The 14,268-nt window shown below is 64.7% G+C and carries 13 protein-coding genes; 4 read left to right on the top strand and 9 right to left on the bottom strand.

Annotated features, from left to right (window positions below):
- Positions 1 to 3: 3 nt before the first annotated feature.
- From B4394_RS12955 to B4394_RS12935, 5 genes are all read right to left on the bottom strand, one after another.
- Positions 4 to 1,794: a SulP family inorganic anion transporter gene (locus tag B4394_RS12955; RefSeq protein WP_078307154.1), complete on the bottom strand. Its 1,791-nt coding sequence runs from the start codon at positions 1,792 to 1,794 to the stop codon at positions 4 to 6.
- Positions 1,795 to 2,913, bottom strand: a complete 1,119-nt coding sequence (locus B4394_RS12950; protein ID WP_078315275.1) for a sulfate ABC transporter substrate-binding protein — start codon at positions 2,911 to 2,913, stop codon at positions 1,795 to 1,797.
- A 98-nt stretch (positions 2,914 to 3,011) separates the two neighbouring features.
- Positions 3,012 to 3,578 (bottom strand): TIGR03086 family metal-binding protein, encoded by a 567-nt coding sequence (locus B4394_RS12945; protein WP_078315248.1) that lies wholly within the window; start codon positions 3,576 to 3,578, stop codon positions 3,012 to 3,014.
- 248 nt (positions 3,579 to 3,826) lie between these two features.
- Complete coding sequence (locus B4394_RS12940) at positions 3,827 to 4,681, bottom strand: MaoC/PaaZ C-terminal domain-containing protein (protein WP_078307157.1); 855 nt, start codon at positions 4,679 to 4,681, stop codon at positions 3,827 to 3,829.
- A gap of 2 nt (positions 4,682 to 4,683) precedes the next feature.
- The gene (locus B4394_RS12935) at positions 4,684 to 6,042 is read right to left on the bottom strand and encodes a 3-oxoacyl-ACP reductase (RefSeq protein WP_078307160.1); all 1,359 of its coding nucleotides are present in this window, start codon (positions 6,040 to 6,042) and stop codon (positions 4,684 to 4,686) included.
- A 99-nt stretch (positions 6,043 to 6,141) separates the two neighbouring features.
- Here B4394_RS12935 and B4394_RS12930 point away from each other — a divergent pair, with 99 nt between their 5' ends.
- Positions 6,142 to 7,473: an acetyl-CoA C-acetyltransferase gene (locus B4394_RS12930; RefSeq protein ID WP_078307163.1), complete on the top strand. Its 1,332-nt coding sequence runs from the start codon at positions 6,142 to 6,144 to the stop codon at positions 7,471 to 7,473.
- Between the two features lie 227 nt (positions 7,474 to 7,700).
- Here the strand turns inward: B4394_RS12930 and B4394_RS12925 are convergent, their stop codons facing one another.
- On the bottom strand, positions 7,701 to 8,324 hold the full coding sequence (locus B4394_RS12925) for a TetR/AcrR family transcriptional regulator (protein WP_078315247.1): 624 nt from the start codon (positions 8,322 to 8,324) through the stop codon (positions 7,701 to 7,703).
- Between the two features lie 78 nt (positions 8,325 to 8,402).
- Here B4394_RS12925 and B4394_RS12920 point away from each other — a divergent pair, with 78 nt between their 5' ends.
- Together B4394_RS12920 and B4394_RS12915 are read left to right on the top strand one after the other, a co-directional pair.
- Entirely contained in the window at positions 8,403 to 9,428 is a 1,026-nt protein-coding gene (locus B4394_RS12920) for an oxygenase MpaB family protein (RefSeq protein ID WP_286142053.1), read from the top strand.
- 2 nt (positions 9,429 to 9,430) lie between these two features.
- Entirely contained in the window at positions 9,431 to 10,558 is a 1,128-nt protein-coding gene (locus tag B4394_RS12915; protein ID WP_139360157.1) for an NDMA-dependent alcohol dehydrogenase, read from the top strand.
- Here B4394_RS12915 and B4394_RS12910 read toward each other — a convergent pair whose 3' ends face one another.
- Positions 10,559 to 12,052 (bottom strand): molybdopterin-dependent oxidoreductase, encoded by a 1,494-nt coding sequence (locus B4394_RS12910; RefSeq protein WP_078315244.1) that lies wholly within the window; start codon positions 12,050 to 12,052, stop codon positions 10,559 to 10,561.
- A 66-nt stretch (positions 12,053 to 12,118) separates the two neighbouring features.
- Between B4394_RS12910 and B4394_RS12905 the strand changes: the two genes are divergently transcribed.
- Entirely contained in the window at positions 12,119 to 12,559 is a 441-nt protein-coding gene (locus B4394_RS12905) for an ATP-binding protein (protein WP_078315243.1), read from the top strand.
- An 18-nt stretch (positions 12,560 to 12,577) separates the two neighbouring features.
- Here B4394_RS12905 and B4394_RS12900 read toward each other — a convergent pair whose 3' ends face one another.
- Both B4394_RS12900 and B4394_RS12895 read right to left on the bottom strand, forming a co-directional pair.
- Positions 12,578 to 13,267, bottom strand: coding sequence for a DUF1361 domain-containing protein (locus B4394_RS12900; protein ID WP_078315242.1), 690 nt, complete (start codon positions 13,265 to 13,267; stop codon positions 12,578 to 12,580).
- Between the two features lie 33 nt (positions 13,268 to 13,300).
- The gene (locus B4394_RS12895) at positions 13,301 to 14,254 is read right to left on the bottom strand and encodes an alpha/beta fold hydrolase (RefSeq protein ID WP_078307177.1); all 954 of its coding nucleotides are present in this window, start codon (positions 14,252 to 14,254) and stop codon (positions 13,301 to 13,303) included.
- Positions 14,255 to 14,268: the final 14 nt, after the last annotated feature.

Raw genomic sequence — 14,268 nt, 5'->3', positions numbered from 1 at the left:
CCCTCACACCAGGTAGTAGAGCTTGTCCTGGTGAGGTGCCGGGTCGGACGGTGTTTCATCCAATCGGTTCTGCGCGTACCGAACAGCCCGTAGTGTCGCCGAGAATTCTCGGTCCTCCTCGGGGAACACCTGCTCGGCCGGGAGCCATTGGGTGAATCCGATGTTCTGCAGCAGCGCAAGCGAATCCGGGCGCACCCCGGCGAGCAGGACGGTCACGCCGAGTTCTTGCTGCTCCTTGATGAAGTGTTCGAGACGTTCGATGCAGACCACGTCGGGGTGGCGCACCCGCTTGAGCCTCAGGATGACGACCTTCAGATTCTCCTCGCGGATCCGCGCGTGCAGCGCGTCGAGATAGCGGTCGAGTTCGGGTGCCGCACCGAAGAACAGCTCCCCTTCGAGGTCGTAGATGACCGGCGAAGACCTGCGGACCGAACTGCCGGTGTCGTCGGGGTTGTCCTGGGGGGTCCGCTCGCGGATGACACCCTCATCGGTGACGATGAGCTCGGCGGCTTTGAGCTTGGCCGCGCGCGGAACGAACAGCAGAATCGAGAGCACCACGCCGACGAGCACCGCGGTATCCAGGTTCACGGCGACACCGACCACCGCCGTGATGATGACCAGCCCGGCGTCATACCTCGAGGCTTTCACCGCGTACGCGAGCCGCCGGAAGTCCACCAGCCGCACCGCCGTTACCAGCAGCAGACCTGCCAGCGCCGCCTGCGGGATGTATCGGAGCAGCGGGGCGAAGAGCAATAGCGCGATGGTTACGGTTGCGGCGCTGACGATTCCGGAGAACCTCGTCGCCGCGCCGGACTGGTAGTTGATCGCCGATCGGGATAACGAGCCCGAGCCGGGCAGGCTCTGGAAGAAGCCGCCGGCCAGGTTGGCCAGGCCCTCGGCGAGGATCTGACGGTTGTAATCGATCTGCTGCCCGGTGTGGTGCGCGATGGCCTTGGCGATCGACAACGCCTCGATCAGGCCGATGAATGCTATGGCCAACGCGCCGTGCGACAGCTCGCCCAGTGTGCTCACCTGGACCTCGGGAATGTGAAACTCCGGAAGGCTGGCCGGGATCTTGCCCGAGATCTTCACGTCGGTATGCCCGGTGCCATCCGGTACCGACCAGCCGTACGCGTAGGCGATCACGGCCGTGACGATGAGCACCAACAGCATGTCGATCTGTGGCAGGCCATAGCGCTGGACCAACCGGCGCAGGAGAACTGCCAACACCACCGCCGAGCCGCTCAAGATCACTGCGCGGTAGTTCACGGCATCGCCGTGAAACAGGGTGAGCCAGGCGCGTTGTAGCACCTGCATATGCCCATCTCCCTTGTCGCGCACGCCGATAACGTTGGCCAGTTGGCCGATGGCCAGCAGCAGGGCGGCGCTTGCCATGAATCCGATGACGACGGATTCGGAGATGTACCGGGTGAGGTCGCCGAGTTTGAAGACCGCGATGAGGATCTGGATCGCGCCGACCAGTACGCCCAGCAGGAACAGTGCCTCGAACAGTCCGGTCCGGTTTTCCGGATCCAGGAACGCCAGCGAGCTGAACACCAGCAGTGAGATGGCGCTGGTGGGTCCGTTGATGAGATGCGACGAGGACCCGAAGATCGACGCGATGGCCGCGACCACGATCGCTGAGTAGACACCGTATTTCGGATCGACCCCGGCGATGAGCGCATAGGCCATGGCCTGGGGAAGTGATATCGCCGCCACCGTCAGACCGGCGATGATGTCGCGACGGGCCTTGATGGCGTCGTAGTTGTCGAATACTCGCAGTGCCGACGGCATCTAGCGTCCTTGTCTGTCGGAGGCGAAGGTGGTGGTGCCCCGGTTGGTGGTGCGCGGAATGGTCTCGTAGATTCCGTTGTCCGAGAAGAACTTCTGCCGTGCGTCGTCCCAACTGGATGCGATCGCCGTGATGGGAAACAGATTGATCGCGGGCAGTGTATTGCTGTGCCGGGCAAGGATTTCGGACTTGAAGGGGCGGTAACCGCGCTGTGCGGCGACTTCCTGCGCCTCGTCGGTGAAGAGGTATTCCAGATACGCCTTGGCAATCGCGGTGCGCTTGGGATCGTTCAGGTTGGCGTCCACCCAGGCGACCGCGGGCTCGGCGCGGATGCTCACCGGTGGATAGACGATCTCGAGCTCACCCTTGTTGGCCTCGACCTCGTTGATCGCCTCGTTCTCCCACGTCAGATGCACGTCGCCGAGTCGTTGAACCGAGAACGTGTTGGTGGCGCCGCGTGCTCCGTTGTCGAGTGCGGCGACGTTCCGGAACAGCGCCGCGAGATAGGCGCGCGCCTCCGCCTCGGTCCCGCCGCGCGTCACCACCGAGCCCCATGCCGCGAGCACGGAGAGCTGCCCGTTCCCGGAGGTGCGGGGGTTCGGTGTGATGACGGCGACGTTCTCCTGCGCGAGGTCGGGCCAGTCGTGGATGCCGCGCGGGTTGCCCTTGCGGACGACGAACACGATCGTCGAGGTGTACGGGATGGAGTTGTTGGGCAGCCGCTGACGCCAGTTGGGGGCGATCAGCCCGCGCAGGCTCAGCGTGTCCACGTCACTGACGGATGCCAGCGACACGACATCGGCGCGCTGGCTGCCGTCCAGCACGCTGCGGGCCTGCCGTCCCGAACCGCCGTTGGTGCGCTTGATCTCAATTGTCTTGCCGGTCTTGTCCTTGTACTGCTTGGTGAAGGTGCCGTCGAGGACGTTGTAGAGCTCACGCGTCGGGTCGTAGGAGACGTTGAGCAGCTGATCGGTGCTGTGGTCTGGGAGATTTTTGACCACCACCAGGGTCGCCGCCACGAGGACGGCGACCACGCCGAGGATGTTCAGCAAGGGGAGCTGTCGCAGCACCGCCCGCCAATCGACCGGTGGTGTTTCTTGGTGGGACTCGTCCGCTGACACGACGTACTCCTCGAATTTGCTGCAGGCAAGTGACGTGCGATCGTAACGATCGATCCGCCGAAGTACAGCCGTCGAGATCAGCGTGAGTATTACTCCGGCTAGCTTGCCGGTGACCATCCGGGATTACGTCCGGTGAAGGCGATGAGCTTCACCAGGTTTGGGGCGTCGTCGGAGACGGACACCTCGTCGGCGAAGAAGTCGCCGTCGCGCCGCTCTGGCTGGATGATCATGCGTGCCGATTCCAGCACGCTCTCGGTGAGCTCTTCCATCGGGTCGAACTCTTGACCGGTGGTGACGGCGTAATCCCAGGCATGGACCAGGAACTCCGAGCTCAGAATGCGCACAGCGATCTCGGCGGGAAATTCGCCGATCGGCATGGTCACCGTCCCGCCGGTTCCGCGCTGTTGCCAGGCATCGACGGCTGCCTGCGACGGCGGCAGGATGCGGTCGGCCACCGAACCCTCGGTGGCGATGTCGATGTCGACACCCGCCGCGTTGCCGAGCAGCTTGATGGAGTTCTGGAGATGTTCGGTGAGTTGGGCGACGGTGAACTTGGCATTGGGTGTCTGCTTGTCGTTGTCCGCCGCGGTGAGGCGCACAACGACCTCATGCAGGGCGGCGCGTGCGCTGGCGACGGTCTCCAGTGGGCTGAGTATTGCGGTCATGACGGGCTCCTATATCCAGAGGGGATCTCTACCTCTCTGACGAAGAGACCTCGCGGCATCCGACAACTCATCGAATGCCTATTGCTCCGGCAGCTGGCCTACGCCTTCGCCCGTGACATCGGCCAGCGCCACCCGTCTGCCTGTCCATGGGGGGTCGTCTTAGGAGGACCAGAAACAACGCGAGTGTGCATCCAGGTAGCGGATTCACGAGAAATCTCTACCTGGACGCACACTCGGCGAAAACAGAATCAGAGCGGGGTGATGGTCCCGTTCAGGTGCGGGTCACCCTTCTTCGGATTGCGGACGGCGATATCCCAGCCGTTGCCATCCTTCTCGATCCACACGCCCACCGAGGCGGGCAGCAGGATCGGCTTGCCGAACTTGACGTCGTAGCGCACGGCATCGGGGATCTCGCCCTGAATGTTCCCCAGAACCGCTGCAGCGGTGAACATTCCGTGGGCGATAGCCTTCGGGAAGCCCAGCGCCTTGGCGCCGATCGACGAGGTGTGGATCGGGTTGTGGTCCCCGCCCACCGACGCGTACCGACGGATCTGTCCGCCGCTGATGCGCAGCGTGGAGTTCGGCGGCGGCAGCTTGACGGCCTTCGGCGGTTCCGGCTTGACCCCGTCGGACAGGCTGGTGCGCTGCTGACGCAGGAACGTCATGGTCTGCTGCCACACGGTGTCGGTGCCGATGGTGATGTCGGTCAGGACATCCACCAGCAGTCCCTTGCGGTGCTCGCGAAGGTTCTCCGTGCGCACCTCGATGTCGACGGTGTCGGTCGCGGTGATGGCGCGGTGCTGGGTGATGTGGTTCTCCAGGTGCACGGTGCCGATGGCGGGGAAGGGGAAATCGAATCCCGTCACCAACTCCATCACCGAGGGGAACTGCAGCGCGAACGGGTATGTCACCGGCACCTTGTCGGTGAAGCTCAAGCCGGTCACCTTGGCGTAGGCGGCGACGTGCGCCGGGTCGATCCGCACACCGTTGGTCCGGACAACCCTGCTGGGCAGGGTGGACGGGCGTGGGATGAACGGCAGCGCACCGACCGCGGCCATGGCCATATTGCGAAGGCTCGAGGGCTGTGTCGTGGCAGCACCCATGATCAGGCCCCCAGCCAGGACTGGCCGCAGACCCGAACCACGTTGCCGGTTACCGCATTCGAAGCCGGGCTGGCGAAGTAGGCGATGGTCTCGGCGACATCCACGGGCTCGCCACCCTGGTTCAGCGAGTTGATGCGGCGGCCCACCTCACGGTTGGCCAGCGGGATGGCCGCGGTCATCTTGGTCTCGATGAAGCCCGGCGCAACGGCGTTGATCGTGATGCCCTTCTCGGCCAGCGACGGAGCCAGCGCCTGGGTGATACCGATCATGCCGGCCTTGGTGGCACCGTAGTTGGTCTGGCCGCGGTTACCGGCGATGCCGGCGATGGAGGCCAGGCCGACGATGCGTCCGCCGTCACCGATGGTCCCGTTCTCGATCAGCCCCTCGGTGAGGCGCTGCGGTGCCAGCAGGTTCACGGCGATGACAGAGTCCCAACGGCCGTCGTCCATGTTGGCCAGCAGCTTGTCGCGGGTGATACCGGCGTTGTTGACCAGGATGTCGGCCTTGCCACCGTGGTGCTCCGTGAGGTGCGCGGTGATCTGGTCGATGGCATCGGCGGCGGTGACATCCAGGGCCAAGGACGTTCCGCCGACCTTCTGTGCGACAGCGGTCAGGTCATCGGACGGCATGTCGATGGCGACAACGGCCGCGCCGTCACGGGCGAACACCTCGGCGATGGTCTCGCCGATACCGCGGGCGGCACCGGTGACGATGGCGACCTTGCCGGCCAGCGGCTTGTCCCAATCGGCGGGCGGGGCGGAGTCGTCGGCGCCCACGTAGAACACCTGGCCATCCACGTAGGTGGACTTGGCCGACAGGATGAAGCGGACGGTCGACTCCAGGCCGGTGGCGCCGGTCTTGGCATCGGGGTGCAGGTAGACCAGCTGCACGGTGGCGCCGTTGCCGAATTCCTTGGCCAGCGAGCGGGTGAAGCCCTCCAGGGCGCGCTGGGCGATGCGCTCATCGGTGGTGGCTGCCTTGTCCGGGGTGGTGCCGATGACCAGCAGACGGCCCGACTTGCCGACATTGCGCAGGAGCGGTGTGAAGAACTCATGCAGTTGCTTCAGCTCGACCGGTGTGGTGATTCCCGTGGCGTCGAAGACCAGGGCGCCGAACTTGTCGGCCCAGCGACCACCGAGGTTGTTGGAGACCAGGTCATAGTCGTCGGCCAGGGCGGCACGCAGCGGCTCGGCGAGGCGGCCTTCGCCGCCGATCAGCACGGGCCCGGCCAGCGCGGGCTGGCCCTTCTTGTAGCGGCGCAGCTTCTCGGGCTGCGGGATACCCAGTCGGCCGGCGAGCAGGTTGCCGGGCCCGGAGTTGACCAGCAGCGCATAGAGGTCGTCAGTGAGCTTGGGGGACATGTGCCGTCCTTCGTAATTGGTCTAGGGTGAACTCGACAAAGAACTTACTCCAGAGTAAGAATGCTCGGTAATCCTGCCCCCTTAACAGTGGAGAGACAAGTGGCAACCAGCTCGACACGCAAGTCAACCGCCTCGCAAGGCCGCCGCCGCGTCGCGGTCCTCGGCGGTAACCGGATCCCCTTCGCACGTTCGGACGGCGCCTATGCAAACGCTTCCAACCAGGACATGTTGACCGCCGCCATTACCGGCGCCTCCGATCGCTTCAACCTCAAGGGTGAGCGTCTGGGTGCTGTGATCGCCGGCGCGGTCCTGAAGCTCAGCCGTGATTTCAATCTCACCCGCGAGTCCGTGTTGGGGAGCCCGTTGTCGCCGTACTCCCAGGCTTTCGATCTGCAGCAGGCCTGTGGCACGGGTCTGCAGGCCGCGATCGTCGGTGCCGACGGCATCGCGCTCGGCCGCTACGAGTCGGTACTGGCCGGTGGCGTGGACACCACCTCCGATGCGCCGATCAACTTCGGCGATGATCTTCGCCACACCCTGCTGGCGATCCGCCGGGCCAAGGACAACGTCACGCGGCTCAAGCTGCTGGGCAAGCTGCCGGCCGCCCTCGGTGTCGACATCCCCCAGAACGGTGAGCCGCGCACGGGCTTGTCCATGGGTGAGCACGCCGCCATCACCGCCAAGCAGGCAGGTGTCAAGCGCACCGATCAGGATGCCCTGGCCGCGGCCAGCCACCAGAAGATGGCCGCCGCCTACGACCGTGGCTTCTTTGACGACCTGATCAGCCCGTTCCTCGGGCTGTATCGCGACGACAACCTGCGCCCGAACTCGAGCGTGGAGAAGTTGGCGACGTTGAAGCCCGTGTTCGGCGTGAAGCACGGTGACGCCACCATGACTGCCGGTAACTCCACTCCGTTGACCGACGGTGCCTCCGTGGCGCTGCTGTCCAGCGAGGAGTGGGCCGCCGAGCGCGGTATCCCCGTGCTGGCCTACTTCGTCGACGGCGAGACCGCCGCGGTGGATTACATCAACGGCCCCGACGGTCTGCTGATGGCTCCGACCTACGCAGTGCCGCGCCTGCTGGCCCGCAACGGTCTGACCCTGCAGGACTTCGACTTCTACGAAATCCACGAGGCCTTCGCCTCGGTGGTGCTCGCGACGCTGCAGGCGTGGGAGTCGGCGGACTACTGCAAGGAGCGCCTCGGCCTGGATAAGCCGCTGGGCGCCATCGATCGAAGCAAGCTCAACGTCAACGGCTCCTCGCTGGCGGCCGGGCACCCGTTCGCGGCCACCGGTGGCCGCATCGTGGCTCAGCTGGCCAAGCAGCTCGCCGAGAAGAAGAAGGAAAACGGCGGGACCGGTACGTACCGCGGACTCATCTCGGTCTGCGCGGCGGGTGGCCAGGGCGTGACGGCCATCCTGGAAGCCTGAGTGGCTTAAGCACTCATCAAAACCCCCGGCATGGGCGCAAGCCCATGACCGGGGGTTTTGACATTCTCGGGGCATCGTCAAAAAAAGTTTCAAGTTTTTTCCGGGAGGCTGTAACGCTCTCCGAGTAGGTGTCGATACATGGGTAGCCTCGCGCCACCGTCCGACCCCCCGACCCGACGGCGGTGCGAGGCCACCTACTTTTCTGGGTCCCGCCATATCGGGATCGGCTACGAAGTCAGCAGACCGTACGCCATGCGTTTCAGCCCCATCCGCAGTTGTTGGAGGTCGATCGGGCTCCGGTCGGTTTGGAAGAACATCAGCGTGGTGGTGATCGCCGAGTTGATGAAGAGCCACGCGATGGTCTCTGGTTCGAGATCGGCGTGGTACTGATCGCGGTACTGCTGAACGTGCAGCGTCATCATCGTCTGCATCAGGACCGGCATGTTCGTGCTGGCCTCGACCTCGCGGGCGAACTCGGGATTCTCGTTGAGATAGCGCAGGGTAGGGGCGTTGTCGGTGGTGAACGCGATCAACATGTCGATCGCGGAGTCCATCATCTGATGTGGCGGCGCTAGCGCGTTGACCGCCAGCGCTGAGCGAACCCCCGGAAGCTGTCGCTCGGCGGCATCCCGGATTGCCGCCATGATGATGTCGTCCTTGGTATGGAAGTACTGATAGATCGACCCCTTGCTGATTCCGGTGATGGCAGCGATGCGGTTGGTGGTGATCGCCTCGGGGCCCTCGGTGAGCAGCAGCTTGCCTGTCGCCGTCACGATTTTTGCGACCAGTTCCCGGGATCGGTGTTGCTGTGGCGCTTTGCGCAGCCGTGAACTGCGATTATCCGATGCCATGGCGTCCCCCAGATGAGACTTATATGCGACCTGGTGTTCACGTTAGCTTTTCGGGTAACGACACAAGGAGGTTTCGTTGTGACTGCACTGGTGGAGTCCGCGGCAACGCAGGATTCGGTATCGAGTGATTGGGCGCAGCCGGTGCCAGAGCTGTTTGACCCGCTCGGGCTGACGGCCACGCTGGGGGGTCAATGGCTGTACCTGCCCGCGGTGGGCGCGGCATTCATCATGCAGGGCATGCATCCGGTGATCGGGGATGTCACCGACCGCTACTCGGTGGCAGACCGGGATCCGGCGGGCCGCGCTATCCGCTCCTTCGATGCGGTGCAGCAGTGGATATTCGGGGGCAAGGCCGCGATCGAACAGGGTTATTGGCTACGCACGATGCATCGGCCGTTGCAGATGCAGGGCGAGACCGGCAGTCGGCAGGGCAAGCACATCAGCGCACTCGACCCGGAGGCGTATGCCTGGGTGATCGCGACGGCGTATGTGGCAGGCCGTCGCGTGACTCCGCGATTCCTGGGACGGGACTTGACCGACGAAGAAGACGAGCGGCTCTTTCAGGACAATCGCCTGTTGGCCCGCATCACGCAGGTTCCCGAGCGTGGATATCCCACGTCGCGCGCGGAGTTCTGGGAGTACTACGACCGCCTGGTCGGGCAGGTGCTCATCAACCATCCTGCGGTTGCGGAGAATTTGGGCAAGCTGGTCGATCCTTTGGGCGGTATCGAGGATTCGCCGCTGGCCCAGCGGATTCCGCGCTGGGTTCCCTCGGGTCTTGTGATCGCGGCATTGAAGCCTGTGCTGGCGCCGATTTCCCGTGTCTTCTTCGTCTTGACCTTCGGCGCCATGGATCAGCGGGTGCGCGACATTCTCGGAGTCGCATGGTCCGAGCGCGACGAGCGTCTTCTGCGCAGATTCTTCGCGGCGTACCGCGCTGCCTATCGGGTGCTACCGGAGCGCGTCACCTATTCGCCCCTTGCGTACCACGCCCGCGAGCACCAGCGGGTGATCAACAGGATGCGTGGCCGTGAGCTGACCAACTTCGCGGCGCATGACAAGGGCGAACCGTCCGCCGTACGTCGCAGCCGCAGGGGCAATTGACGGTGGCCTATCGACGTTCGCACGCCTCGGTGATCCGTAGCGTGCCAGGGGAATTCGAGCCCTGTGTGGTCGAGGTGGAAGACCCGCGACCCGGCGAGATCATGGTCCGGATGGCGGCCGTTGGTCTCTGTCATTCCGATGATCACATCGCCACCGGAGATTTCCCGGTGGACATGCTGCCCATGTGCGGAGGCCACGAGGGCGCCGGGGTGGTGGAAAAAGTCGGCGATGGCACAACACAATTCGCCGTCGGAGACCACGTGGTGCTGACGTTCCTGCCGGCCTGCGGACGCTGCCTGTGGTGTTCACGCGGAATGCAGCAGCTCTGCGATGCCGGCGCCTATGCACTCACCGGATCCAGATTCGACGACCCCACCAGCTATCGATTGCGCCTCGACGGGCAGCCCTGTGGGCAGCAGCTGGGGCTCTCGGCATTCAGCGAGTACACCACCGTCTCGGTGCAATCCGCGTACAAGGTGCCCAAGGAGCTGCCCTTGAATCGGTTGTGCCTGTTGGGGTGTGCGATGGGCACCGGATGGGGTACCGCCATCAACGCCGCCGCGGTCAAGCCCGGGCAGACGGTGATCGTCATGGGTCTGGGAGGAGTCGGTGCCGCCGCGGTTCAAGGGGCCGCACACTCCGGCGCGGCGAATGTCCTGCTGGTCGACCCGGTGGCATACAAACGCGAGGCTGCAAAGACATTCGGGGCCACCGAAGTGTTCGCGACGATGGATGAGGCCGCCGAACGGGCTCGCTCCTACACCAACGGTCAGGGCGCGGACGCCACCATGATCACGGTGGGACGAATGGAGCCGGGCGATCTCACGGACGCCGTGGCCTCCATCCGCAAGGGCGGCACGGTAGCCATGACCAGCATGGGCGCGTTTCGTCCCGAGGAAGTGTCGCTGGACCTGAGCATGGTGACACTGATGCAGAAGACCATCAAGGGCGTCATCTACGGGAACTGGAGCCCGTTTGAGGCGGTACCCACCATGCTGGCGCTGTATGCCAGCGGTGAGCTCAAGACCGACGAGATGGTGACGCGCACCTATGCGCTGGACGACATCGCTCAAGGCTATCGAGACATGAAGCAGGGCAAAAATATTCGCAGCATTGTGGAGTTCGGTTAGTCAGGTTCCGACCGTCACGAGTCGTTTGGGGTATCCCGTCGCCCCATCGGGCACCGGGGACGCGATCTGATCGGTTTGTACCGCTCCGGTGCCGTCGGTGGCTCGTGCCGTGATGATGTGTTCACCCGGTGTTGCCTGCCAGCCGAACCACCATTGCCGCCAGGTGTCGATCGAGTACTCGGGTGCGAGTGTTGCGGGCTGCCAAGGGCCGTCGTCGATCTGTACTTCCACCTTGGTGATGCCGCGGTGCTGGGCCCATGCTGTCCCGGCCACGATCTGAGTGCCTGTGCCAAGGCGACCGCCCGTTCGGGGGGTGTCGATGCGGCAGCCCGTCTTGATGGGGCCGCGCGCCGACCAGCCGCGGACGGTCCAGTAGGCGCGGGCGGCATCGAATCGAGTGATCTCCCAGTCGACAACCCACTTGGTCGCGGAAACATAGCCGTACAACCCGGGCACCACCTGCCGGACGGGATAGCCGTGCTCGACGGGAAGTGGTGTCCCGTTCATCGCGATGGCGAGAATCGAGTCGCGGCCGTCGGTGAGCGCGTCCAGCGGTGTGCCGGCCGTCCAGCCGTCGGCGCTCTTTGACAACAGCATGTCCGCATCGCCATGGACTCCAACGGATTCCAGTATTGGTTTGATCGGAAAGCCGGTCCACATCGCGTTGCCGACCAAGTCCCCGCCGATCTCGTTGGAGACACAGGTCAGGGTCACCGCACGTTCGGTGGCGGCCATCGCGGTGAGCTCCGCCCACGTCACGGTGCGTGGTCGGTCGACCATTCCGTGAATATTGAGCTGCCATTCCGCAGTGGTCAGCTGGGGCACCCGCAGTGCCGTGTCGATGCGGTAGAAATCCGCATTACTCGTGATGTAGGGAACCGCTCCCTTGACGTCGATCCCGGCGGGTATCGGCGGTGCGGGTGCGACGGGTGCGGGCAGGGTGGCTTCTCGGCGTTCTTCGGCGACGACGGCGCCCTTGCTCCAGCGGCTGCCCAGCCAGTACGCACCCGCCGATCCCGCCGCGAAAGCCGCTGCTGCTCCAAAGAATTTGCGCCGGTCAGGGGAATCCTCGCTGCCGGCGCGGCCAATCAGCGCATGCAGCACCAGGACTCCGACGAAGGCCGCCAGCACCGAGGGCCAGATCCAGGTGAATTCCGCCGTGGGCCGGGTTGCGGCGGCGAGCGCACCGATGACGCCGAGCGCCGCGATGAGCACCGAGCCGTATCTCCGCTCGCGTTCGACGAGGCCGGCCGTCGCGGCCAGCACGGCGATGACTGCGGATAGACACGCGAACAACACCGCTTTGTCGGAAGTGCCGAAGATCCCGATGACCCATTCACGCACGGCTGCCGGGGTGTGATCGACGACTGTGTTCCCGACCGCGAAGAACGGCGCGGAATCCGGGACGATAGCGGCGGCGGTCAGTTGTCCGGCCGCCAGCGCGGCCGCCGCGGCGATAAGACCCGCGATGATCCGTCGTGCTGCCTGCTCCATCGTCACCTCCGTTGGGCTCCACTCTTCTCCTGCTTTCAACGACGCGCCACCGCATATGGTTCAGATGTGGCACGGGTGTTGGTGACGGGCATGTCGGGAACAGGGAAGACCACGCTGCTCGAGGAGCTGGCGCGCCGCGGATTTTCCACGGTCGACACCGATGACGACGGCTGGACGCTCGCGGACGCCAGCTGGGACGCCGCCCGCATGACAGCACTGCTGGAGCGGTGCCCGGACGTCATCGTGTCCGGAACGGTGGACAACCAGGTGGACTTCTATGACAAGTTTGGCCACGTGGTGCTGCTCAGCGTGCCGCTGGAGGTGGCAATCGTCCGCGTGAGCACGCGTACCAACAACCCGTACGGTCAGACCGAAACCGAGCGGGCCCAGATCGCGCGGTACACCGAAGAAGTGGAGCCGCTGCTGCGCCAGAGCGCCACGGTGGAGTTGGATGGCCGGCTTCCGGTGGCCGAGCTGGCCGAACGCGTCGGGGCTCTGGCACGGTAGCGATATCTCGAACAGGCGCTAAGTGCTCTGAATTGTGTTGTCCTGCAGGCATTTTGCGCCTATGCGCGCCGGCTTTTCATCGGGAGCCGATAGCGACCACACGGTCAGGTACGCCAGCCCGAAGAATGCGGCGACGGCTACTGCCACACCGGTATGGGCCACAAAGGAGAACGGCGAGCTCACCCACTCCAGGGTGCTCGCGGCGACGGCGCCCGGCCGGTGAATCAGATCCCAGGAGTTCCAGCGCTGGAAGCGTCCGATCACCACGCCGACGGCACACAGGCCAACGGAAACGACCACGACGATCCACCCGGTGGCCGTGCCGAAGTCACGCTGGATTCGCCGGTGCACCAAGCGCAGCGACACCACGCCCAGGATGATTCCGGTCCAGGCGGCGACGCCGTACTGCAGAACATGGCGCCAGAACGCGATGCCGTCGATCAGGTGCACCAGATCGGTGACGAGATACGGGGCGTTGGGCAAGAAGGCGAGCCACACCAGCCCGATCGGAATCAGCCAAATCTTGTGCCGGACAACAGAAAAAGCCAGCGCCGCGAAGACCGGCAGCCAGGCCAGAAACAGATTCCAGATGAGGAAGCGGGTGGGGTAGAACATCGGTGCCGCGGGATCGGTGACTCCGAGCAGGAAGGTCAGCAGGCTGGTTGCGACCAATGAGAGAACCAGCACGGCACGTCGGGCTTCGGTCATGCGTCAAGTTTGCCCGAAGGCCGACCGAAGCGGTCAGCCTGCGACGGCGCGAATGAATCCGACCGCCGCGTCTTCCAATTGCTTCAGTCCCGGATCTTCCAGCGGATAGTGCCCGGTGCGCTCCAGCGGTACCACCGTGACCGGCACCTTGGTGATGGGGTCGAGGACCGGCCGGCTGAACTCATACGGGGTCCATCGGTCCTCGTCAGGCTGGGTGAGGATGATGGGGCATACATCGAAATCGGCGGGTTCGACGGCGGGCGCGTAGCTCATGTAGTCGGCCAGGAATTTCACGCTGACCCAGTTGGCCGCTGATGTGCGGTCCTTCATAAAGACCTTCATCGCTGCCCGGCTGTTCGCCAGTGTGCTCATCTTCGCCGCCAGCCACATGGGATACCGGACTCGCCGGGCCGGTGTCTTGGCTGCGAGCCGCAGAAACGGCACCCCGACGCGTGCGGTCAGCAGATCGTGTGCGGTGCCGTCGGCCACCTCACGCACCCGTTGATCCAGGAACGTCATGCCGATGATTCCGCGTACCGTGTCGCGCGGCGCCTTGGCCGCGACGTGGTAGGCGAGCATGCCGCCGGCACTGAGTCCATACAGCACGATGGGACGTACGTCGCGGCGCCGCTCGTACTCCAGGTAGTCGACCACCAGGTCCACCCAGTCGCCGTATCCCGGCACCGCTCCGGGCGCCACATCGGTAAGCCCGTAGCCGAGGTTATCGATCGCTACGGTCTCGAAGCCCCTGCGCGCCAACGGCGCACCGAGAATGAGTGACATCTGACGGCCATTGGTGCCGACGCCGTGCAGCAGAACCACCTTCACCGGTGCCGCCGGGTTGGGGTACCGGTCGAGGTGCACCTGGTTACCGTGCCACTCCCAGAACTCCTCCTGCGGCACCGTCGACTCATCGAGGCGCAGCCGCTCGGGAAGGAACATCTGGAGGTCTTTCCACGCTTGCTGGTCGCGGTAGTAACGAGGCATAGGGGCAACCCTAT

Origin of the sequence: Mycobacterium sp. D16Q16 (assembly GCF_002013745.1) — a bacterium.
GTDB lineage: Bacteria > Actinomycetota > Actinomycetes > Mycobacteriales > Mycobacteriaceae > Mycobacterium.
This window is presented reverse-complemented; position numbering and strand designations above follow the sequence as displayed.